Here is a 21,704-nt window from a genome sequence, read left to right as displayed (position 1 = left end):
GATCCCGATCATTTTAATCTACATAGCGGTTATTTCTCTATCTCTTTATCAAGATTTACTCATAAATAGGGTTTGTGCAAAAATATAAGGAATGAACAAAAATGGTAATTTTATTTGCTTTTGTTGAATAAATAACAATAATTATTTTTTTATTTAATTTAATTCCTAGAGATGCGATTAAGCGTTAATTTCTAACCAGTGAATCACATCATCCAGAGATTGAAAATCAAAAATTGCATCTGCTAAATTATCAATTTGAGATAGAGATAAACTATTAATTTTGTCTTCTAATTCTTGAGAAAGATTATTAAATCGCCTTTTAATTAAACGCTTAATTACATTTTTTTCACCTCTTTCTTCTCCTCTTTTTTCTCCTATTTCAATGCCTTCCTCCATCCAACTGGTGACGATTTCCATAATTTTTTCCTCCTTTGTTATTTCTGTTTGTTTTAATTCGGTATCAAATGCTTGTTTTTCCGTTGGGTTTAATTTTAAATAGGTATCAATGAATCCTGAAATTAACTTTATTCTAGCAGGATCTAAACTTAAAGTTGCTAACATTCTCAGGCATTCTAATTTTACCTTAACTCTTTCCTCTGGTTTAAAATCCATTTTTGCCATTAAAGCCGAAGCAATGGGATTGGGTTGAGACAAAAATTGTCGCCAAGGTAGTCGATTTAACTGGATAGTAGTAAAGTTAAATTCGAGGATTTTTTTGTTAGGAAAAATGACTTGATATTGATTTTTCTCTTCTCTTTTTGGCTTATCATAGGAGAAAATAAAGATGGGATAAATAGGTAAGCGATATTTTTGATCTAAACGGGCAAAATAATGAAACATTCTCCGTTCAAATTCTTTTTGATTATAGGCTTGATTCTCAATATGAATGAGGAAGAAACCTTCTTCTTCTTGCCATTTTACTTGGGCTAAAAGATCAATTTTTCGTTTTTCCCCTGCGGTAACATCGGTAAAAACTTCTTCGGGTAAAAAGGTTAAAGTTTCTTTTGATACATATTGCAAAACTTCAGGAATAAATAACTCCATAAATTCCCAAAAAAATGTTTGTATTAGTTCTTTAAAAAGGCGATCGTGGTCTATCATGGATCGTAATTTGGAATAAAATAAAGATTCTTTTATTTCTCGTTTTGATAAATTATTCTTTAAAGAAATATAAGGTGTTTTCTGTTAAGTATTAGTTTGAAGAATTGATAACAAATATATCTTAATCAATTTTCCTATTCTAAATTTTTAGATTTATTAATCAAGATTTCAATGGTTTTCAAGCTGAAACCTGCTAACCTATAATTAATTGATAACTGCCTCAACCGAATATTTTTGTCTCGAACTGAGCTTGGAACAAAGCGAGAAAACTATTTTATATTCCCTGTAATATTTTACATTTTTTAATGTTATTGAGTTTTAATCATTAGTTACTTAATAGACACTTAATGTTATACGTTAACTTAATCAAAAATTAAAATAAAAATGCGTATTATTACTGATATTTTCTCTACTGAAAATGGTTAAGATCAAGAGTAAATTCTGGCTAGGTACTTAGATATTTTTACATGGGGGCAGGGGGTATCAGTGGAACAGCAAGGAAAAAAAACTCAATTTTTAAGCAACTTTATAAAATCTTTAAAAATCTCACAAAATTATGGTTATACGTTGGTAGAGGTTCTTACGGTTTTAGTAATTTTGGGAATTATGGGAGCATTGGTGGGACCTCGTCTCTTTTTCGGGGATTCTAGTAGTGCTAGTGGTGATGCTTATAACCTAGCTAAATCTTTGGTGGGTGTTACTCGTCAACGAGCCATTTCTCAAACTTCGGCGGCAAGGTTAAGTTTTGATCCGAATCAGTCGGATAAATTCTTAATTGAAATTGCTAATACTAGGGGTTGTGAAGCGTTAACAAGATTGAGTGAAGATGCAGGTAGTTCTCAGACTGATATTAAAGTATATTCTACTGGGGGATTTGCTGAAGGAGATTTTTTAAAAGTTGGTGGTGATACTGCAAATAATGAAGTTATTGGTATTTTAGACGCTACAACTATTCGTTTAGGACAGGCTTTAGGTAGTTCCCAAAACAAAGATGGCACTGTGGAGTTAGTGGAAAACTGGAAGGAAGACAGTGCTTTGAATTTGAAAAAAAATATCAATGGGAAGTCTGTTTATGAGTATTTGCAACTACCTGAAAATGTGACGGTGTCATCTAACATAACTAATTGGACTCTGTGTTTTAATAGTCGTGGTATAGCTACTATTTATGATAATTCAGGAAATTCTCAGGCTAAGTTGGAACTGACTTTCAAGGATGGTTCTAGCAATGAAGAAACTTTAACGATTTTAAAAGGAGGTGCGATCGAAACTAATTAATTGAGTTCGGAGTTTAATTTAATGTTTTGCTATTTACCCCCAATAATTTTTTATTTTTAATTATGTATTTTTATGAAAAATTTACTTAAACACTGGCTAATTAAATACCGAAATCGAGAGGAGGGTTTTACTTTTCTTGAATGTTTAGTTGCAATTATTGTTTTGAGTATGGCTTTTGCTTTAAACGGACAAATGGTTCTGATGTTGAAAATGCAAAATTTAAAACAAGAAATCGAAAGTGCCGCCGTGGCCGTGGGAAAAGATGTTTTAGATGATCTGCGTTTCCAACTAGGTAAAAACGTTACCAATGTTACAGTAACAGGTAATACACCGACAACCCTAGCAGATCGCATCAGTTTTGGTCATACCTTTGATGCGAATGTGTATGTTTGTACAGATAATCCCACGGTTGAAGATGAAATAGATCCACAAACAGGGAAACCTACTGGTCAAATTAAAGTGAGCAACTGTCCGAGTAGTTCAACAGATAGGTTGATTCGTTACATAGTAGTTCAAGTTATCGATAAAAAAAGAGACAATGAAAAAATTTACACTGTACAGACTAATTTTGCACAACTGCAAAGATAAAAGCAATCTCGAAAAAGGCTTTAGCCTAATTGAGGCAATTTCGACTTTACTGATGGGTAGCATTATTCTCGGTGCTGCCCTTTCTGGATTTTTCCAAATTAAAGAATTTTTCGGCAAAGATAAGCTAACCACAGATGTAAACCAAAGGTTGAGAACGGCTTTTCAAAGTATCGGGCCAGACTTACAACAAATGGGAGAGAATGTCAGTAATAAGGAATTTCCTGCGGTTGCTCTTAGTACAAATAACGGAACGTCGGAAATTACTATTCGCCGAGGAGGTTTAGAACCTTTAACTCTTTGTGATGACATCAGTGCTAACAGTACTGACTCTGTTGCTGTGCTTGATAAAAGTTTGACTACCTCTCCTGCTTGTATATCGGTTAATGATAGTAATAATGATGGTTGGCCTGACACTGTAAAAGAATGGCAGAATTTCCGCAACGGCAATACAGTAAGAGCTTATATTGTCGATACTTCCACTAATAAAGGGGAATTCTTTGAATACAACGGAGAAGAAACTCTTAACAGTGGTGGTACGACGATGACACCATCTGGGGGAACAGAACCAGATATTGTCAATTTGACTACAAATAGTCATACTTGGGCAAATGATTATTCGGCGGGGACAACGGCAATTTATCTATTTGACGAAAGTACATACAAAGTTATGAATAACACCTTACAACTAATTAGGAATGGGGAGGTTTTTGACTTAGTGGAAGACGTAGAAAAATTAGATATTACAGCGATTATTCAGGAAAATGTGAGTGCAACCCCGTCAGAGTGTAAAACTATTGACCTAACAGGGGTAAGTAACTGTAACCCAAGTTTTTCGGGGGACTATACGTGGAATCTCATTAAGTCTCTTGATGTTGAAGTGACGGCTTTAGCTCCCCAAGATAAAGGTAATTTTGCGAAATTAAGTGCAGAGGATTTAACTCTATCACAGCAATTTCTTCCTCGTAACCGTTTAAATTTTTAAATTTATATTTCTTACTATTAACCAATATTAAACTTTTATTTGATTTATTTAATGTCATGGAAAATAACACTAAAAAGCAATTAATTCTAAAAAAAGATGGTTTATCGTTTATTAAATGCTGGTTTTTATCTAAGTTACTCAAAACTGATTCTGAAAAAGGATATGTTTTAGTAATTGCTCTTGCTATTTTATTTGGTTTGGCAGGTTTAGTTTTAGTTTATGCCAGAAGTAGTCGTATAGAACAAGTAAGCAATACTGCAACGGTGGATAGCACTAGCGGTTTTTATGGGGCAGAAGCGGCTTTGAATGAAAGAGCTAACGAAATTACGAAAATATATCAAAGTAATAGCGTTCCTAGTGGTACAAGTCCAGAAAGTACAATGGCTTGTTTTGATAATAGTATTAGTGATGGTACAGGGGATTATCAATGTAAAACTTATCAATTTTCAGGGGGAGATAGTGAGCGTAGTGGTTACTCTGCCACCACTTATGTTTTAGAAAAAGATGGCGGTGTTGGTAAAGTTGGCAATGTTCCTCCGGGGGATAATCATGCTGGATTGAATATGATTGAGTATGGACATTCTATTATTGCTTTAGCTTTTAAAGATAGTGATGTACAGCAAAGACAACAACAGGGAAATGGTCAGGGAAGAGGTGCGATCGCAATTCTGCAAATGGACATTAAAAACCGCTTAATTCCTCTGTTTCAATTTGCCGCTTTTTATAAGGATGACTTAGAAATCTTCCCCGGTGCAACCATGACTCTAAGCGGGCCAGTTCATACCAATGGAGATTTATATATAGGAAATCAATTAGCAGTAGATGGTGATGTTACCACCGCAGGGGATGATATATTTGCAAGTAAAGGAAATGATAGTGCGAAAAAAGGAAATAACCCCTCTCCTGTTAGTCCCAATAATTATAATAGTCAGGTTAAAGTGCCTTTCAGTATTACAGATTTAAGAGTCGGCATAGACCCTTTAGGATTACCTGAACCAGACTTTTTAGACTCATCAGGTGAATATTTTACCAAAGCTGATATTAGAATTAAATTTATCCCCACAGGTACAAATCAATCAAAATACGGTGAAGATATACCTTTCACTATTGAAGTCATTGAACGAACCCAAGCAAATAATTCTCCCGTGTCAGCTCCTGTGGCTGTTTCTCTAACTTCTTCTCAAAGACACAGTTTAAGACAACCTATATTAGTGAGTGAGCAATTAGCTTCTATTCCCAGTAGTAACGAATCTTTTAATAACAATACAAGCAATCAATTCTATTCTAAGGCACAAAATCCAGACTTCAGTGCTTGTCAACCTGTATATAAAGCTGATTTTTCGAATATGAGGAAAAATATTAAATCAGCCTTTCCGAGTACTTGGAACAGTTTAACCCCTCAACAGAAAAGAGATGCGGCACAATTTGCTCATCAACTATTGGTCACAAAAGTCCAAGAAGAAGAAAATCCTCTGAAATTTACTGATTTAGACTTAGTTGGAAATAATGGAGTTGATGGCTTAACTTTTACCAATATTCCTAATATTCCTCAATCATTACAAACTAATTTAGTCGCAAAATTAAATTCTCTTACAGCAAATGAAATTGCTGCTCTTCCTTATCCTGATGCCAGTGGAAATACCGTGCAAAGATGTTTTGTACCTGCTCCTTTAACTGATATTGGTAGAGATGCGTCTAATCATAATAAACCCCCATTTCGATTTTTTAATAATCGGGAGAATAATAACAATGGTAGAGATATGCGGTTGTTACAAATTAACATGAAAAGTCTGACTATATGGAATTATGAGGGAATATATTTAGATGGCTCTCAACTCAAATCTGCTAATCAACTATTATTCAAAACAGCACCAGCCGATAATACAGCCCCGACAAATTCATTTCAGGCTTTAGGTATGGCGGCAAGGGATACTTCTGATGATGGTTTAGTAATGTATTTGACTATTGATAGTGACTCTTACCCCAATGCAGGAGGCAATACGAGCCCCTATGGTTTCGCTATTGTCGAAGGAAATCAGTTACCCGGTTTAGGAGCAAATAATACTTTTAATCTTAATGATCCCACAGGGTTAACTATTGCTAGTGATCAAGCTGTTTATCTTCAAGGAGATTACAACACCAGAAATAAACAACCTGCTTCTATTCTTAGTGATTCTCTAAATGTTCTTTCTAACAAATGCTTTGACCCGAACAAGGTTATAAATAAAGAAGATAATATGAACTGTAATGATAGCACTAAAAATAATAACAATAGTTTAGGTGGTGCAAGTCAAACAGTAATGAATCTGGCGTTTTTAGCTGGAAATGATGTGACTAAAGGGAATCAATATAATGGAGGTTTAGAAAACTATCCTCGTCTCCATGAGAGTTGGAGCGGCACTCCTTTACGTTATAGAGGTTCTTTTGTTAGTTTAGGAACTCCAAATCACGTTAACGGTAAATGGCCTGGTACAGGAGGAAAGTTTTATAATGCACCAAATAGACAGTGGGGTTATGATACCGAATTTAATGATGCGAGAAATCTACCCCCTCTCACTCCTCGATTTAGTGCTATGAAACAGGAATCCTTTATCCGTAGTTTTGATCAATAGTTTTAAGAGTTTCATCTATTCGAATCGGCATTTCTTGCCCTCACCCCCTGCCGCCCTGTGGGGGGATATTTTTTTGTCACTATTGATTGATAGAACAATTTTACCTGCTCTATTCAACTATTATTTTCTAACTCTGATAACTCCAACCATTTTTCTGTTTGATGATCTATTTCTTTGATTAATTGGTTTAATTCTTCTGTCAATATATTTAATTGCTCATAATCTTTACCGCCGTTTTCATAAATTCTTTTTTCTAAATTAGCTTTTTTATCTTCTAATTCAGGTATAATTACTGTTTCTAATTTTTCTAATTCTCTCCTTTGAAAGTTAGATATTTTTCTTTTTTTCTGCTCAGTATTACTTTGATATTTTTCTTTCTTTTCTACTGTTTTATTTTCCTTTACTTCATTTATTTTTTCTACTTTGTTTTCTTTTTCTTCTCTGGTTTTATATTCTAAATAAAGAGAGTAATTTCCCGGATATTCCCTAATTATTCCCTCTCCTTCAAAGGCAAAAATTGTGTCCACAGTGCGATCGAGAAAATAGCGATCGTGAGATACAATAATTACACAACCCTTAAAAGATTCGAGATACTCTTCTAATACCCCTAAAGTTTGTACGTCTAAATCGTTGGTGGGTTCATCAAGAATTAAAACGTTGGGATTCCCCATGAGAATTTTAAGCAGAAAAAGACGACGTTTTTCCCCTCCTGATAGTTTTTCTATGGGTGCATATTGCTGATTTGGGGTGAATAAAAATCTTTCTAAAAGTTGAGAAGCACTGATTTGCTTTCCATCTCCTGTTTCGATATAACTGGCAATGTCTTTGATATATTCTATAACTCTCTGTTGGTTTTCTGTGGCGGTAATTAGATTTTCTGAGTATTGATCAAAATAGCCGATTTTTATGGTGCTACCAATTTCGATTTTACCTTCATCGGGTTCAATTTTACCCATTATTAAATTCATAAGGGTTGATTTTCCTACCCCATTACCGCCAATAACGCCGACTCTGTCATCGGGTTCAAAAAAATAGGTAAAGTCTTTAATGAGAGGATAGCCTTCCCAGAATTTAGAAATATTATGTATTTCAATAACTTTTTTCCCGATGCGACGAGAGGGAGTATCAATTTCTACTTTTCCTTGTTTAGCCTTAAATTCCTTATTTTGCATTTGCTCAATGCGCTGAATACGGGCTTTTTGTTTTGTGCTACGGGCTTTTGCTCCTCTTTTGAGCCATTCTAGTTCTTTTCTGAGGATTCCTTTGAGTTTTTGTTGACTACTGGCGATGGATTCTTCTGCTAGGGCTTTTTTCTCTAAGTAATAACTATAATTGCCACTATAATTGTACATATCTCCGCGATCGATCTCTAAAATACGATTAGTAACTTGGTCTAAAAAGTAGCGATCATGGGTTATTAATAAGATAGCACCAGAAAACTTTTGCAGATAGGTTTGTAACCATTCCACTAATTCTGCATCAAGATGGTTTGTCGGCTCATCCATTAATAATAAATCAGGTTCAGCCATCAGAGCGGCCGCCAAGGCGACTCTTTTACGATAGCCCCCCGATAAGCCTCCCATTTTTAATTCAAAATCCTGAATACCCAATTTATCAAGGACAATTTTGGCGTTAGTTTCTAAATCCCAAGCATTTTCTTGGTTAATTTTTTCTGTCACCGTTGCCAATTTTGCCATTAACTCCTGTTGTTTTTCTTCCCTTACACTTGCCAATCGATGGGATAAGTCTTCATATTCAAGTATCAACTGCATTTGTTCGCCACAATAGGCTAAAACTTGCTGTAAAACTGTATTTTCTGGGTCTATTTCTGGTTGTTGAGGTAAATAGATAATTTTTGCTCCAGATTTTACCTGCATTTCTCCCCCATCATTGGCTTCCCATCCTGCTAACATTTTGAGGAGAGTGGATTTTCCACTGCCGTTAACTCCAATTAAGCCAACTTTATCACCTTCTTCGATACTGAAATTTGCGTCTTTTAATATTTCTTTGATTCCAAAGTCTTTTTTGAGGGATTTAACGGTTAATACGGTCATTATTTTTAATAATTTTTAATAATTCGGTTTAGATAAATTTATTCTTTGATTAACAATACTACTGCATAGGCACAAATGGCTTCTTCTCTACCCACAGGACCCAATTTTTCGTTAGTGGTGGCTTTAATACTAATTTGTTCAGGTGCGATCGCAATTTTATCAGCTAAAGACTTTATCATGGCAGGTAAATGAGGCTTTAACTTTGGACGTTCCGCTACAATAACACTGTCAATATTACCAATACTCCATCCCTTATCTTTAATCAACTTATCTACTTGATACAATAACTCCATGCTATCAGCACCGGCCCATTTTGGATCAGAAGGGGGAAAATAATGCCCTATGTCACCTAAACTCAAAGCACCTAATAAAGCATCCATAATTGCATGAGTTAAAACATCTGCATCACTATGACCTAATAAACCAAGATGATGCTCAATTTCTACACCGCCAAGAATCAGTTTTCTACCCTCAACCAACCTGTGTAAATCGTAGCCGTTACCAATTCTGATCATAATTTAAGTATATGCAATTTTTTTACTTATTATAGGTAAATAATTATAATGGAAATAATCCTTTCAATAAACTAACCTCAGATTAATGTTTTTCAAAAGAGAACAAATAAAGAAATATTTAAGCTAACCATATTGTGTAAAAATAATATGTATATCAATTTTATTAGGTTATAAATTTATAGTATAAGTTTAAAAATACATAAAAATAATAGATGAATAAATCAAAAGCAAAACCTTTTTTAAAATGGGCAGGAGGCAAAACCCAATTATTGGAAATAATCACATCAAATTTTCCTTATAAAAACGAAGATGAATTTATTTATATTGAACCTTTTGTTGGTAGTGGTGCTGTTTTATTTTGGGTTTTAAATAATTATCACAATATCGAAAAGGCTATAATTAATGACATTAATTTAGATTTGATTAATGCCTATAAAATAATTAAAGAAAATGTGAATGATTTGATTTTTATTTTGGAAAAATGGCAAAATGAATACTATTCATTGGAGCATAATCAAGAGGACAGAAAAAAGTATTTTTATGAAAAAAGAGATTTATTTAATCAAAGAAACTCTGACCAAATTAAACATACAGCTTTACTTATTTTTTTAAACAAGACTTGTTTTAATGGATTGTATCGTGTCAATAAAAGTAATCTATTTAATGTTCCTATTGGCAGTTATAAAAAACCCATTATTTGTGACAAAAATAACCTGCGATTTGTTAGTAATTCCCTTAAAAAAGTTGAGATTATTCATGGTGATTTTGAGAAAACTTTAAGATATGCCGAGGACAAAAGTTTATTCTATTTAGATCCTCCTTATAAACCATTAAATGAAACATCAAATTTCAACTCTTATGCTAACAAAAAATTTAATGATTATGAGCAAATAAGACTTAAAAAATTTTGTGATAAATTAGACAAATTAGACTGTAAATGGATTTTAAGTAACTCTGATGTTAGGAGTGTTAATTCTGAAAATAATTTTTTTGATGAGTTATATAAAGAATATAAAATTAACCGAATTCTTGCTAGAAGAAATATCAATTCTAATGGTTTAAAAAGAGGTTTATTAAACGAATTATTGATAACTAACAGTACATTAGATTAAATTATAATAAAATCATAAAAAAAAGAGACTTTCAGAGAAATTAAAAATAATTATAAATCTGACATCTAGTCTTTAATATTATTGTACTTAATAAGAAGTGTTTGTTCTTAATTAACTATTTTTACGTCAATAATTAACATTACTTGATCACTTAATTTACAATCGATATTACCTTGACATTCTGAAGCTAAAATATTAGTTTGTTTATACAATAGTTCTACTTTTTTATTGATTAAATTGGATTGTTCACAAATAGAAAAATCTGCTAATTCAATGGTAATATTCCCCTCCATATCTAAAAGTTCAATATAGCAAGCGCGATCGCCTGTACTCATATTGATAATAGTTGCTATTGTCGGCGGAATTGCTAATATTGGGAAAGTTGAATTAACACCTATGGATAAGGTTGAAAAAAGAAAACTTACTAATATTTTTTTCATAATTTTTAATACTAAGTGTAATGATAATTGTATTTAAGTCTTTGCTAACTTTTTAAATTCTATAATTTCCTTACTTAAACTTTTTTCTTTTTCTTTTAAAGATTCTAAATTGGCTTTAATTATAACTTGTTGTTTTTCCATTTCTGATATATAGTCACCATAAATTTCTTGCACTCTTTCTAAAGCACTATCAATTCTATTCCCTTCATATTCGAGAGCTAAATTTATATCTTGAATTACTTTTTCAATTAGATTTTTGCTCAGAGACTGATAATAAGTATTAACTTCTTTTTTGAGTTTATCTTCTGCTTCTTCTAGCTTTAAATTATTATCTTGATTATAAGAATTAGTCAAGAAAAAAATAAGAGCAAAAACAGCTAAACCAAGTAAGAAAGGAAAGCGTTGAAACCATTGAGAAAGTTGTCCAAAAATTTCATTTTTTCCCATTTTTTGCCCTAATATTGCTAACAGCATGGTTGCCATCATCATAATTTGCATCATATTTGCCCGTAAGGTTTTCATAATATAGCCTCCCATAGAAACTTGTTTATGACGCACCTCACTTTCAATACCCATAAAAGAAATCAGAAAATTATTAGCAATATCTAATTCAGCAGGGGGAAGAAAAGGAGATTCAGAAAATAAATCAGGTATAACATCAACATAGGTATAAACTCTTTTTAATAAATCATTTAAGCCTCCATGATTATAGTGATTAATAATTTTATCCCATTCTTTTAAAGCCCATTTTTCTACACTATTGGTTGTGAATTTTATCAAGACTTCATTCAAATCAGCATTAACATCCCCATGAGTAGGAAGCAATTTTACATGAGGTTGTCCTTGTTTTTTAAAAATTGTTGGTTGTAATTCATCTACAAAATTTTGAATTTTTCCAACAATACTGCGTTTACTAAAATTATCTAAAACTGAACTTTTTGCTTGAGCTAAATCTGATTTAATTTGCTTAAAAAATTTATCTTTTTCTTCTTTTACATTACTTAGAGCATTTTTACTTATTTCTTTCCAATTTTTTTGAGTAATTTTAGTGAGTTTATCTTGAGATTCTTTAATTTTTTCTTTTAATTCTTCATCCTCTTGAATTAAAATTTGTTCTAAAGGTGATATTAAAGGATTTAATTTAGCAATTAATCTTTTTGCTAAGATATTTTCCGGTTGACGTTTAATAATATTAGTCAATACTTTGATAAATTTATCTTGATTCTTTTGCTCTATTTTGCTTAAATTCTCTTGCCTTTCTTCTTGACAATAAGCCTTTAAATTAAGAAACAATAATTCTGGTTTATATTCTATGTTTAACAAGTTTATTTGATTCTCTAAATTAGTATTGGTTTCTTCTAAATGAATATTTTTTTCTTCAGCAAAATCTACTATGATAAAAACTTTAGAGAGAAAAGAAACATCTAAGTTAACTAAAAATTCTTTTTCATTCTGATTCAAATTATTATTTTCCAAAATTAACAAAAGTAAATCACAGTCAATAATATCTCGATATTCATTATTTATATTTTCTGACGGATTAATTGATTCTTGTTTAATTTCAAAACAAGGAATATTTGCTTTTAATTCTGGGTAAGCAAGGGTAATATTATCACAATTATTTAAAATAATACTACCATTTAATTTTTCTCCGTTAATAAAAGTTCCATTGCTACTATTTAAGTCTGTAATTTGCCATCTTGTTTCTCCTTGCTTATTTTCTATAGGATTTATTTCAGCGTGTTTCCATGAAATTCCTTGATAAATAGTGTTATCTAAAAATATAGGATTTTCAGGACATCTGCCTATTAAATAATTATGATCTTTTTGAAGGATATATTCTTCTATAATTTCTGTGGAATCAACTATTAATCTTTTCAGAGTTAGAGTATTTTTTATTTGAGGAGAAATGGGTAAGGGAGAAGAAGGAGTTAAATCATATTTAATATGATAGGTTTGCGTAAATTCTGGATAATTACTAATTAAGTCAAACAATCCCTGATTAAGGGTTTCATTATTACTAATAATTTGTAGAGTTAGTTTTTTTTCACTTAATGTTTTTTCTATATATTTAATTTTTTCAATTACTTCATTTAATTCAGGATAAGTGGCTAATTTTCTTCTGAGAAAACTTTTGATACTATCTATATTCTGTGCTAGTTTATCCGCTTTTGGAGCCATTAGTTTGTAACTACTATCTCAAACAAGTTTTTTAACTTTTTCGCTTCTGTTTCTATATCATGATTATACTTAACTTTTTTCTTGCCCATTATTCCTATTTGATTTAATTTTTCTGGGGATAAACTCAATACCTTTTCTAATTTTTCCGTTAAACTTTCTACATCTCCCGCAAAACACAACCAGCCTGATTCATTTTCAACTACTAATTCAGGAATTCCTGCAACGTATGTACTAATAACAGGTCTTCCGAGTGCTAAAGATTCCATGATGACTACGGGTAAACCTTCGGCAAAACTGGGCATTACCATTAATTTTGCTTCGTTAATTTTCATTTTCACCTCGTCACTACTAGCCCATCCCGTAATATTTATTTGTGATTTGATGTGTAATTTTTCTGCTAATATTTCTATTTCTTGCCTTAATTCTCCATCCCCAACAAGGGTAAGTTGACAAATTATTCCTTTTTGTTTTAATCTTGCGATCGCATTTAATAATAACAATTGCCCTTTTTGTGGACATAACCTACCAACACAAACTAAATTATTTTCTGAAGGAATAGGAGTAATTTCTGCTTGAATAAACTTCTTATCCAAACCACAATGAATAACATGGATTTTTTGCCAGTCTTGATAATCACACCACCGATAAACTTGACTTTTGCCATAGTTACTAATCGTCACCACAAATGTAGCTCTCTTGATTTTTTCTGAAAGTGCGATCGCACTTGGTTTATCAAATTCTTCGGGGCCATGAATAGTAAAGCTATAGGAGAAATTTCCCAACAGACTTGTGAGCATAGCAACCGTCGTTGAATTTGTGCCGAAATGGGCGTGTATATGTCTTATTTCCTCTTGTTTTAGCCAAAACGATAAAACACAAGCCTCCGCTAAATATATTAAATTGATGACAACTCCTCGTTCCGAACGATAACCTATTTTGAGAGTAATAATCAAGGCTTTTATAAAATTAAGAGGTTGAAATAAAATCACTCTCAGTAGATAAAGCAATAATCCAGTAATTCCCAACTCAAGAATAAATCTTGTTTTTAATAATTCTTTCTTATCTTCATCATCAACTAATTCATCAGCAATTTTTCTCACCGAAAATCTTTTGATATTGACTCCTAAAGATTCCAAAGCAAGAATTTCTCGCCGAATAAAACTATGACTAACTTTCGGATATTGATTAATTAAATAAGCTATTTTCATCACGATGAAGAATTTATGATTCCTTATTTTATAGTAGTTATGATAATTTAATAGAAAATGAGAGCTTCAAATTATTGTCACAAAAGCAATGCTATAGATTAAAACCCAAATTTTATCTTTCACTATTTAAAAATCTCCTGTTGCCCATTGCCAGATATGGCCTTACCTACCTTAATCAATAATTTACATACTCAAAGTAATATAACCTTTACTATTACTATTATTAATCGGTAAAAAATTGACAAAAATTAATTGTTTCTCTGACAAAATCTTCAGTTGACTCGTAGGGTAAAACATTTCTTCCTTTTAACTTCTTACCTGTTAAACTAGGAATATTTTTCTGATATAATTCTATTCTTTGATCAGGTGTTTCTTTAAAGCCTTCTTTACTCACACTGGTAGCTTTTTCTCCCATTAACAATAAAATTTTTTGGTCTAATTTTGCCATTAATTTTGAGTAATCTTTACGCCAAAAACCAGCTAGAAAAGAAAAAACAGCATAACGACTCATAGAATTAGTAGCGGCTTTTTCTAACATATCTAACCATTCATCATCAACATCCTTTTCTTCTCCAAATAATTCCTTGACAGAAAACGACTTAATAAAATCTCGACGACGGGCATACTGATAAAATAAAGAACCAATAAAACTATCAAAAAACAGATTCCAAATAATTTCACTAACCCTTAAATTTCCCCCATTAATCATAATATTCCAAGCAGGAGGCCCCGACAAAATTAACCCTTTAATTAAATCACATTTTAAATCCCCAGAACTCATATAAATTGCAATGGGGAAAGAAGCCCCTTGGACAACTAAAATAACTGGTTTTTTGACCACATTTGTTATAAAATGATTAAGCTGACTAGCCCAGTCTTTTGGATCATACGCTAAACGCACTAAATCACTTTCACCACATCCTAATAAATCAGGGTTATAGATAGGAATTTGTGCCTCAGAAACTGCTGAATTTGAAAGGAAACGATGCCAAAAAATACCCGACAAACCAACTCCGATAGGATGAATTAAAATTATGGCATAAGGAAAATCCGATTCTGTATTATAACTGGTGTAAGCACACTTATATTTGTTCCAATTGTAATACTGAGTTGAAGGTGTAATAGTCATAATATGGCTGGTATTAATTTAGGCTAGAATAACTTTATCTAATAGTAGTTTAATTTAGATTGAGACAAGAGCGAAAAATTGCGGGGGATTGTGGGAAAATTGGAAGTTACTCAACACATATCATTTAGAGTAAAAAGTGATTTAATCTATCTCAAAGAAGTTTTGTCTCAGTTTGAAACTCTTAGACAAGAATGGATTAGCGAGAAAGATTGGTTACAGTCTCAATTAGCTTTAGCCGAGGGTTTTACCAATGCCGTGCGTCATGCTCATAAAAATAAACCCCCTGAAACTATTATTGAAATAGAGATTGATGTCAGTGAAGAAGAAATCAAAATTCAGGTATGGGATTTTGGGCAACCTTTCCAGTTAGAATCTTTGAAACAGAAGATTAACCATCAAGGAGAATTTGCAACGGGGGGGAGAGGGGTTGAAATTTTGCAAAAAATAGCCGATGATTTAAGATACGATCGCATCTCTGATGATCGTAATTGTTTAACTATTAGAAAAAAATTATCTTTAGCTAACTAGATGAAAAAATTGAAAACTTAATCTTAAATCTAAGGATGAATTGAACCATCTGGCATAGTTGTACCAGTCAAAATAACACCACTTAAAGCACTACTACGTAAATTTGCCCCCCTTAAATCTCCATGAGATAAATAAGCATCAATCATACTTGCACGGTGAAAAGATGCCTCTGTTAAATTAACCTTAAACAAACAAGCATAGCTAAAAATACTATTTTTGACAACGGCATTTTCTAAAACAACTCCTTGTAAATTTGCCCCCGTAAAAATAATTTTATTTTTGTTAGGAGATTTAATATTTAATTTTGATAACTTTATTTGATGATCAACATTAGTATTTTTTAACATTGCACCACTGAAATTTGCTCCTCTCAAATTAGCATTTTCTAAATTTACTCCCTGTAAAATACTTTCACTCAAATCCGCATTTCGTAAAATACTTTTAGACAAATCAGCACAACGCAAATTAGCTTCCTCTAAATCACATCCTTGAAGATTTGCCCCTGATAAATCCGCCCGTGTAAAATCTGCCCCCGTTAAATTTACCCCCGATAAATCTGCCCCCGATAAATTAGCCCTAGTAAAATTAGCCCCCATAAAATTAGCTTTTGTTAGTTTACAATTTTGTAAATTAGCATAACTAAAATCACTATTAATTAATGAAGATTTACTCAAATTACAGTAACTCAAATCTGCCTGAGATAAATTAGCACTATTCAAATTTGTCCAACTTAAATCCCCATAACTAAGATTACTATTACTTAAGTTTACGCTGATTAATTTTGCACTGATAAAACGACTATGAATTAAATCAGCACGAGATAAATTTCCACCACTTAAATCACTTCCACTTAAATTAGCCCAACTTAAATTACTTCTATTTAAGTCAATTTGGGTTAGGTTTGCTCCAATTATATCTTCTCTGGATAAATCAGAATTACTAAAATTTCTTTCCCCTTGATCATATAATCTAAGTATCTCATCGGCTGTCATAATTGCTTCTAAATTTAAGAATTAATATACTAAGTTATGGAGATTGATTAAGTAAAAAATCAAGTATTGACTCATTTTCTAATTGATATAATTCATTGCAACCACCGATAGATTTATTATTAATAAAAATTTGAGGTACGGTTTTTTTCCCTTCTGCTCTTTTTATCATTAATTGTCTTGCTTTGTCATCCCCATCAATTTTATATTCAATGTAACTACATCCTTTCCACCATAGTAATAATTTAGCACCAATACAATAGGGGCAAGTTTGCCATGTATAAATCTCTACTTGTGCTTGATAGGAATTTTGTTGACCTAAAATCTTAGTGATAATATTAGACATTATTAATATTTAGGTAAATAATTAGGGTTAATTAATAAAACATAAGACTAATGCTTAAATTTTGATTATTCTTTATTTAGAATTTGTATTTGTTTTAATTTTTGCCAAAAAATATACAGGTTTTCCCTAAACATAAATTTACTGATTTTTTCTCTTTGATTAATCAAATAAATACTGACTAAGGTTAACCATACCCCTTGCCATTGTAGATCAGAAAGTTTTTCTTCTAGTAATAAATTACCAAAAGTTAGGGCAAATACGGGAGTTAAAAAAGTTAAAGCACTAAGGCTAGTTAAATTTCCTTTAGAAGCGAGGAAAAAAAATACCCCATATGCGATCGCACTTCCAAAAATAGTAGCATAAGATAAAAGTAGCCATGAGTTTAAATCAAGATTAATCCATTGATTCGCTTCATACTGAAAACTAAATAAAAATAAAACTAAACCACCAATAACCAAATGCCAACCAGTCGCTACCACTGCATCCACATGACGACAGACAAAAGGAATCATAATAGTGCCTCCAGCCATAGATAAAGAAGCCAATAACATTAACCATTCACCATTATCAAATAAACCATTCCAACTCCAATTAAACCCAGTAAAATCCCCTTGTAAACCCCTTAAAATCCATTCATCAGGCAAACCAATTAAACTAATACCCACAATCCCCGTTAATAAGCCTAACCATCCCCAAAAACCGATAACTTCTTTAAATAGCCAACGAGACATAATCGCCACTGCTAAGGGTTGAGAGTCAATCATCACAGAACCCAAACCAGCACCAGTACGCATCAACCCCTCTCCGATAAACCCTTGAAAACAGCAACCATCTATCAAAGCAAAAAAGCAAATCCATAACCAACCCCGACGGGAAATAGGTTGAAATTTGCCCAACATCAAAGCCACTAACAAAATTAATAACCCTGCGGGAAAAATCCTCACTCCTGCCATAAATAACGGAGTTGTTTGGGGTATGACACTTTTCATTGCTACCATTGCTGTGCCCCAGAAAAAAAAAGGAGAAATTAAAATTATTGGCTTGAATAATGACCAATCAGACGTTACCTTGAGATTCATGTATTTATTTCTATTTTCGTTACATTTCTTTATATTACTGAGAATTATCTCACTTCGTTTACTTCTTATGTGGTTTAAAGTTTACCTGAGTAGGGAATTAGAAGATATTATTGTTTGATTGCCAGTTTTTTTCTTGGGAAAGTGGGAAATTTCTGTATCAAAGAATTATGTAAAGGTTAACGAAAGTTTAACGATTATAGTGAAAGGAGAACTTATAACAAAATCGAATTAAATAATAATTAAAAATATCTATTAAATCAATTATTGATAATAAATTGTCTAAATATATGATTTTTTTTGCTTTATTACTTTTGTTATTTGCAAGAACTGATATTAATTACCTCGGTGGTAAATCTCTGTAGATTAAGATTAAGTTAAAGGTATTATTTTTTGTTAAAGAGAAACTTAAAAACGATGAAATTTTTGATTATTTAATCATAATATAGATAATATTAAAGATATATCAAAAAAAGTTGAAATGAAAATATGTTCAAGAGAAATTTTCTGACGGGGGTAACAAAATCTTTGATTGTTGCCGGTTTTTTAGGTATTGTCTCTGCCTGTAGCAATCAATCTTCTCAGGAAAATCGGGCAATTCTTATTGATGGCTCAAGTACAGTATATCCAGTTACAGAAGCGATCGCATCTAATTTTAATCAAAAAGAAAATGCCCCTGTGGAAGTCAAAGTTGGCTTGTCAGGTTCGATAGGAGGTTTTGAAAAATTTTGTCAAGGGGAAACAGATATAAACAATTCTTCTGTGCCGATACCTCAACGTTTTATGGAAGAATGTAAAAAAAATAATATTGCCTATATTGAATTACCCATTGCTTTTGATGCCTTAACGGTGGTTATTCATCCCAGTAATGATTGGGCAAACACCATGACAGTGGAAGAATTAAAAACTCTCTGGCAACCATCAGCAGAAAACAAAATTGAAAATTGGAATCAGGTAAACAGTCAATGGCCAGATAAGACAATTAATTTATTTGGTCCTGACAAAAAATCTGGTACATTTGAATTTTTCACTTCTGCTATCGTCGGAGTTGAAGATAGTAGCCGTAATGACTATGTATTTAGTGAAAATGATGAGGCTTTAGTTCAGGGTGTAATACAAGACCCTAATGCTTTAGCCTATTTTGGTTTTGCTTATTATGAACAACATCAAGATAAATTAAAAGCAGTAGCCATCGATAACGGTAATGGAGGTATTTTGCCCTCTGACGAAACCATCAAGAATAATACCTATCGCCCTTTGACTCGCCCTTTATTTATTTATGTTGACGCCAAAAAAGCTCAAGATAACCCCGCTTTGCAGAAATTCGTCAAATTTTATCTAGCACAAGCTCAAAATGTTGTTGATAAAGTTGGTTATCTACCCCTACCAGAATCTGCTTATAATTTAGCTTTAATTCACTTTGAAAAGAATCGTGTTGGTACAGTTTTTAATGGCAAACCCGTATTAAATGCTAGTATTAATGAACTTTTAACCAAAACTTATGCCTCTGAGGATAAAGAAGGTTATGTGTATTGATAAGTAACGGGGTTAGATAGGGGTATTAGGGGGAAATTTCTTTTTTATTTTAACTCCTAACTCCGAACTCCGAACTCCGAACTCATAATGATTGCCTTTTGCCCCTTACCCTTCCTGAAATTTACTGATTTAACATTCTTTTAAGCATGGCCTTGCGGCCATTATCGGCTAAATAATCATCTAAGGGATTAAGAGTGATTTTTTCTTGGTACTTGTGTTCGATCGCCTTTATGATTAACCAATCTGCGAGAAAAGGATTTTTGGGTAAAAGAGGCCCATGGGCATAAGTTGCGATCGCATTTTGATAAAAAGCCCCTTCATAACCATCCTCCCCATTATTACCATAACCACTAACTACCTTACCCAAAGGAGAAACATCTCCTAAATAAGTTCTACCGCCATGATTCTCAAATCCCACAACAGTAGGTACTTCCCCCAACATTTCTTCTAAATCTGCTTTTAAAGTAGGAGCAACAATATCAAAAGCCACATTGCCAATGCAACGGGGTACATTTATGCCAGGATGTTTTGTCACTAAATCTAAAATACCTAATCCCTCAATCCTTTGCCCCAAAGCAGGTTCATAATATTTCCCTAATAATTGAGGAGAACCACAAGTAAACACCCCCGGAATTCCTGAAGTTAATTTTTCCTTGATAATTTGGGCTTTTTCTCCCTGTAAATCACGCATCACAATCTCCTGCTGTCTATCCTGCGCCCCTCCTCCCACTATCAAATCAAATTCCTCAAAAGATGCGATCGAACTCTCTTGATCTAAGGCTAAAATAGAAACATCTAAATCTCGCCATTGGCAACGTCTTTGTAAACAAATCACATTACCGCGATCGCCATAAGTGCTCATTAATTTGGGATAAAGCCAACCAATAGTTAACTGCATGGACATAGGAAAGAATTAAAAATTAAAAATTAAGAATTGAAAATTAGATGTTAACACCTAGCTTTTAATCTCTTATTTATTACCGATTATTTATTCTACATCGTAGATTGTTCATTCCTCTTCTCAACTTCTCTCTTTTTTTCCTGTTAATTAAGGCACAAAATCCGAGTTTATTTTGAATTTTCAAAAGTTTTAACTTATAATTGTTCAAGTATTTAGACCTAGTTAAAAATAACTGTTGGTCTGTTATTCACCTAACCACTTAACACTATGAATGGAAAAGTAATAGATAGTGGTGCTAACAGTATTCCATTAGTGTTACTGCCTTTAGCGTTCATCATTATTATTGTATTTGTTGCATGGCCATTATTAGTGGCAATATTTATATTTGCCCTTGGCTTGAAACTTTGGGAAAGATTTCGATTGCAACAATTATCAGAAGAAATAGACCCTTACTTCAATAATTTAATACAAGCGCATCAAGGTTGTGTAACCGTACTCGATCTTACCAACAAAACTGAATTAAAATCGAAAACTGCCCGTTGGTATTTAGATCAAAAAGCAGAAGAGTATGGTGCAGTCAAAAGACAATACGAAGATAAAGGAATTGTTTATTACTTCTTAACTGCAAGTACTTTAGGCAGTATTCTTGATGATAGTGAACCTGACGACAGTGATACTGATGAGGATATAAACATAGCATCTTCATCACAGCAAAGCTCTTCATCTTATTCTAGTATTTCTCCAGCATCTTCTCCAACTCCAGAAGTAAAATTAGAATCTGTTACCATCACGCCTCCAGAAAATCCTCCTTCTTCTCCTCCCCCTGTTAATGATGATTCCGTTTCTAACACTTCCCCAGAAGTTGAAACTTCAACTCAAGAAGAAGACAAATCTGATACCCTTGACAGTCAAGAAGAAAATGGCATGAGTCTTAATCAAAGTGACTTAGCCAAACGTTTAGAAGTACATCCGAGTACAGTGGGAAAACGAAAGAGCGATCGAGATTTTGGTTTATGGAGTCAAAGCCGTGATCCAGACGGCATTCCTTGGCAATATATAGAAGACACTAAAATGTTTGTACCTCTTAAATAGCCTCATCTCCTTTCTCTCTACTCATTACTACTCTCTAAC

General features: G+C 32.6%; 19 protein-coding genes. 8 read left to right on the top strand and 11 right to left on the bottom strand.

All coding sequences use genetic code 11. From position 1 onward, the window contains the following. Positions 1-177: 177 nt before the first annotated feature. Positions 178-1,101, bottom strand: coding sequence for a DUF4351 domain-containing protein (locus tag Dongsha4_RS07565; RefSeq protein WP_330205070.1), 924 nt, complete (start codon positions 1,099-1,101; stop codon positions 178-180). Positions 1,102-1,587: 486 nt separating this feature from the next. Between Dongsha4_RS07565 and Dongsha4_RS07560 the strand changes: the two genes are divergently transcribed. The 4 genes from Dongsha4_RS07560 to Dongsha4_RS07545 all read left to right on the top strand — a co-directional run bounded on the left by Dongsha4_RS07560 (position 1,588) and on the right by Dongsha4_RS07545 (position 6,558). Then, complete coding sequence (locus Dongsha4_RS07560) at positions 1,588-2,376, top strand: pilus assembly FimT family protein (RefSeq protein ID WP_425590782.1); 789 nt, start codon at positions 1,588-1,590, stop codon at positions 2,374-2,376. 72 nt (positions 2,377-2,448) lie between these two features. Continuing rightward, the gene (locus tag Dongsha4_RS07555) at positions 2,449-2,964 is read left to right on the top strand and encodes a prepilin-type N-terminal cleavage/methylation domain-containing protein (protein WP_330205068.1); all 516 of its coding nucleotides are present in this window, start codon (positions 2,449-2,451) and stop codon (positions 2,962-2,964) included. Further along, positions 2,945-3,946, top strand: a complete 1,002-nt coding sequence (locus Dongsha4_RS07550; protein WP_330205067.1) for a hypothetical protein — start codon at positions 2,945-2,947, stop codon at positions 3,944-3,946. The genes Dongsha4_RS07555 and Dongsha4_RS07550 overlap by 20 nt, the downstream gene beginning before the upstream one ends. A 56-nt stretch (positions 3,947-4,002) precedes the next feature. Continuing rightward, positions 4,003-6,558, top strand: coding sequence for a hypothetical protein (locus Dongsha4_RS07545; protein ID WP_330205066.1), 2,556 nt, complete (start codon positions 4,003-4,005; stop codon positions 6,556-6,558). A gap of 113 nt (positions 6,559-6,671) precedes the next feature. Here the strand turns inward: Dongsha4_RS07545 and Dongsha4_RS07540 are convergent, their stop codons facing one another. Both Dongsha4_RS07540 and ispF read right to left on the bottom strand, forming a co-directional pair. Then, complete coding sequence (locus Dongsha4_RS07540; protein WP_330205065.1) at positions 6,672-8,612, bottom strand: ABC-F family ATP-binding cassette domain-containing protein; 1,941 nt, start codon at positions 8,610-8,612, stop codon at positions 6,672-6,674. A gap of 38 nt (positions 8,613-8,650) precedes the next feature. Further along, complete coding sequence (gene ispF, locus Dongsha4_RS07535; RefSeq protein ID WP_330205404.1) at positions 8,651-9,130, bottom strand: 2-C-methyl-D-erythritol 2,4-cyclodiphosphate synthase; 480 nt, start codon at positions 9,128-9,130, stop codon at positions 8,651-8,653. Between the two features lie 209 nt (positions 9,131-9,339). Between ispF and Dongsha4_RS07530 the strand changes: the two genes are divergently transcribed. After that, positions 9,340-10,239 carry a DNA adenine methylase gene (locus Dongsha4_RS07530; protein WP_330205064.1) on the top strand — a complete coding sequence of 300 codons (900 nt, stop codon included), beginning with the start codon at positions 9,340-9,342 and terminating at the stop codon, positions 10,237-10,239. Positions 10,240-10,346: 107 nt separating this feature from the next. On the opposite strand, the gene Dongsha4_RS07525 is transcribed toward Dongsha4_RS07530, so the two are convergent. The 4 genes from Dongsha4_RS07525 to Dongsha4_RS07510 form a co-directional block, all read right to left on the bottom strand. Continuing rightward, complete coding sequence (locus Dongsha4_RS07525; RefSeq protein WP_330205063.1) at positions 10,347-10,679, bottom strand: hypothetical protein; 333 nt, start codon at positions 10,677-10,679, stop codon at positions 10,347-10,349. A 33-nt stretch (positions 10,680-10,712) separates the two neighbouring features. Continuing rightward, a complete protein-coding gene (locus Dongsha4_RS07520) occupies positions 10,713-12,860 on the bottom strand; it encodes an FHA domain-containing protein (RefSeq protein WP_330205062.1) in 2,148 nt (715 codons plus the stop codon). After that, positions 12,860-14,068 carry a glycosyltransferase family 4 protein gene (locus Dongsha4_RS07515; RefSeq protein ID WP_330205061.1) on the bottom strand — a complete coding sequence of 403 codons (1,209 nt, stop codon included), beginning with the start codon at positions 14,066-14,068 and terminating at the stop codon, positions 12,860-12,862. The genes Dongsha4_RS07520 and Dongsha4_RS07515 overlap by 1 nt, the downstream gene beginning before the upstream one ends. Positions 14,069-14,291: 223 nt before the next feature. Next, positions 14,292-15,197, bottom strand: coding sequence for an alpha/beta fold hydrolase (locus tag Dongsha4_RS07510; protein WP_330205060.1), 906 nt, complete (start codon positions 15,195-15,197; stop codon positions 14,292-14,294). A 90-nt stretch (positions 15,198-15,287) separates the two neighbouring features. Here Dongsha4_RS07510 and Dongsha4_RS07505 point away from each other — a divergent pair, with 90 nt between their 5' ends. Next, complete coding sequence (locus tag Dongsha4_RS07505; protein WP_330205059.1) at positions 15,288-15,725, top strand: ATP-binding protein; 438 nt, start codon at positions 15,288-15,290, stop codon at positions 15,723-15,725. 29 nt (positions 15,726-15,754) lie between these two features. On the opposite strand, the gene Dongsha4_RS07500 is transcribed toward Dongsha4_RS07505, so the two are convergent. The 3 genes from Dongsha4_RS07500 to Dongsha4_RS07490 all read right to left on the bottom strand — a co-directional run bounded on the left by Dongsha4_RS07500 (position 15,755) and on the right by Dongsha4_RS07490 (position 18,139). Next, a complete protein-coding gene (locus Dongsha4_RS07500; protein ID WP_330205058.1) occupies positions 15,755-16,717 on the bottom strand; it encodes a pentapeptide repeat-containing protein in 963 nt (320 codons plus the stop codon). A 34-nt stretch (positions 16,718-16,751) separates the two neighbouring features. Further along, on the bottom strand, positions 16,752-17,060 hold the full coding sequence (grxC, locus tag Dongsha4_RS07495) for a glutaredoxin 3 (protein WP_330205057.1): 309 nt from the start codon (positions 17,058-17,060) through the stop codon (positions 16,752-16,754). A 65-nt stretch (positions 17,061-17,125) separates the two neighbouring features. Continuing rightward, positions 17,126-18,139: a DMT family transporter gene (locus tag Dongsha4_RS07490; protein WP_330205056.1), complete on the bottom strand. Its 1,014-nt coding sequence runs from the start codon at positions 18,137-18,139 to the stop codon at positions 17,126-17,128. A 486-nt stretch (positions 18,140-18,625) separates the two neighbouring features. On the opposite strand from Dongsha4_RS07490, the gene Dongsha4_RS07485 reads away from it, so the two are divergent. Continuing rightward, positions 18,626-19,672, top strand: coding sequence for a PstS family phosphate ABC transporter substrate-binding protein (locus tag Dongsha4_RS07485; RefSeq protein ID WP_330205055.1), 1,047 nt, complete (start codon positions 18,626-18,628; stop codon positions 19,670-19,672). A 121-nt stretch (positions 19,673-19,793) separates the two neighbouring features. On the opposite strand, the gene Dongsha4_RS07480 is transcribed toward Dongsha4_RS07485, so the two are convergent. Further along, positions 19,794-20,570 carry a type 1 glutamine amidotransferase gene (locus tag Dongsha4_RS07480; RefSeq protein WP_425590792.1) on the bottom strand — a complete coding sequence of 259 codons (777 nt, stop codon included), beginning with the start codon at positions 20,568-20,570 and terminating at the stop codon, positions 19,794-19,796. A 270-nt stretch (positions 20,571-20,840) separates the two neighbouring features. Between Dongsha4_RS07480 and Dongsha4_RS07475 the strand changes: the two genes are divergently transcribed. Continuing rightward, positions 20,841-21,665 (top strand): hypothetical protein, encoded by an 825-nt coding sequence (locus Dongsha4_RS07475; RefSeq protein WP_330205053.1) that lies wholly within the window; start codon positions 20,841-20,843, stop codon positions 21,663-21,665. Positions 21,666-21,704 lie beyond the last annotated feature (39 nt).

It is taken from the genome of Cyanobacterium sp. Dongsha4 (assembly GCF_036345015.1).
Taxonomy (GTDB): domain Bacteria; phylum Cyanobacteriota; class Cyanobacteriia; order Cyanobacteriales; family Cyanobacteriaceae; genus PCC-10605.
The sequence above is the reverse complement of the archived record's forward strand: the minus strand, read 5'-3'. Positions and strand labels throughout refer to the sequence as shown.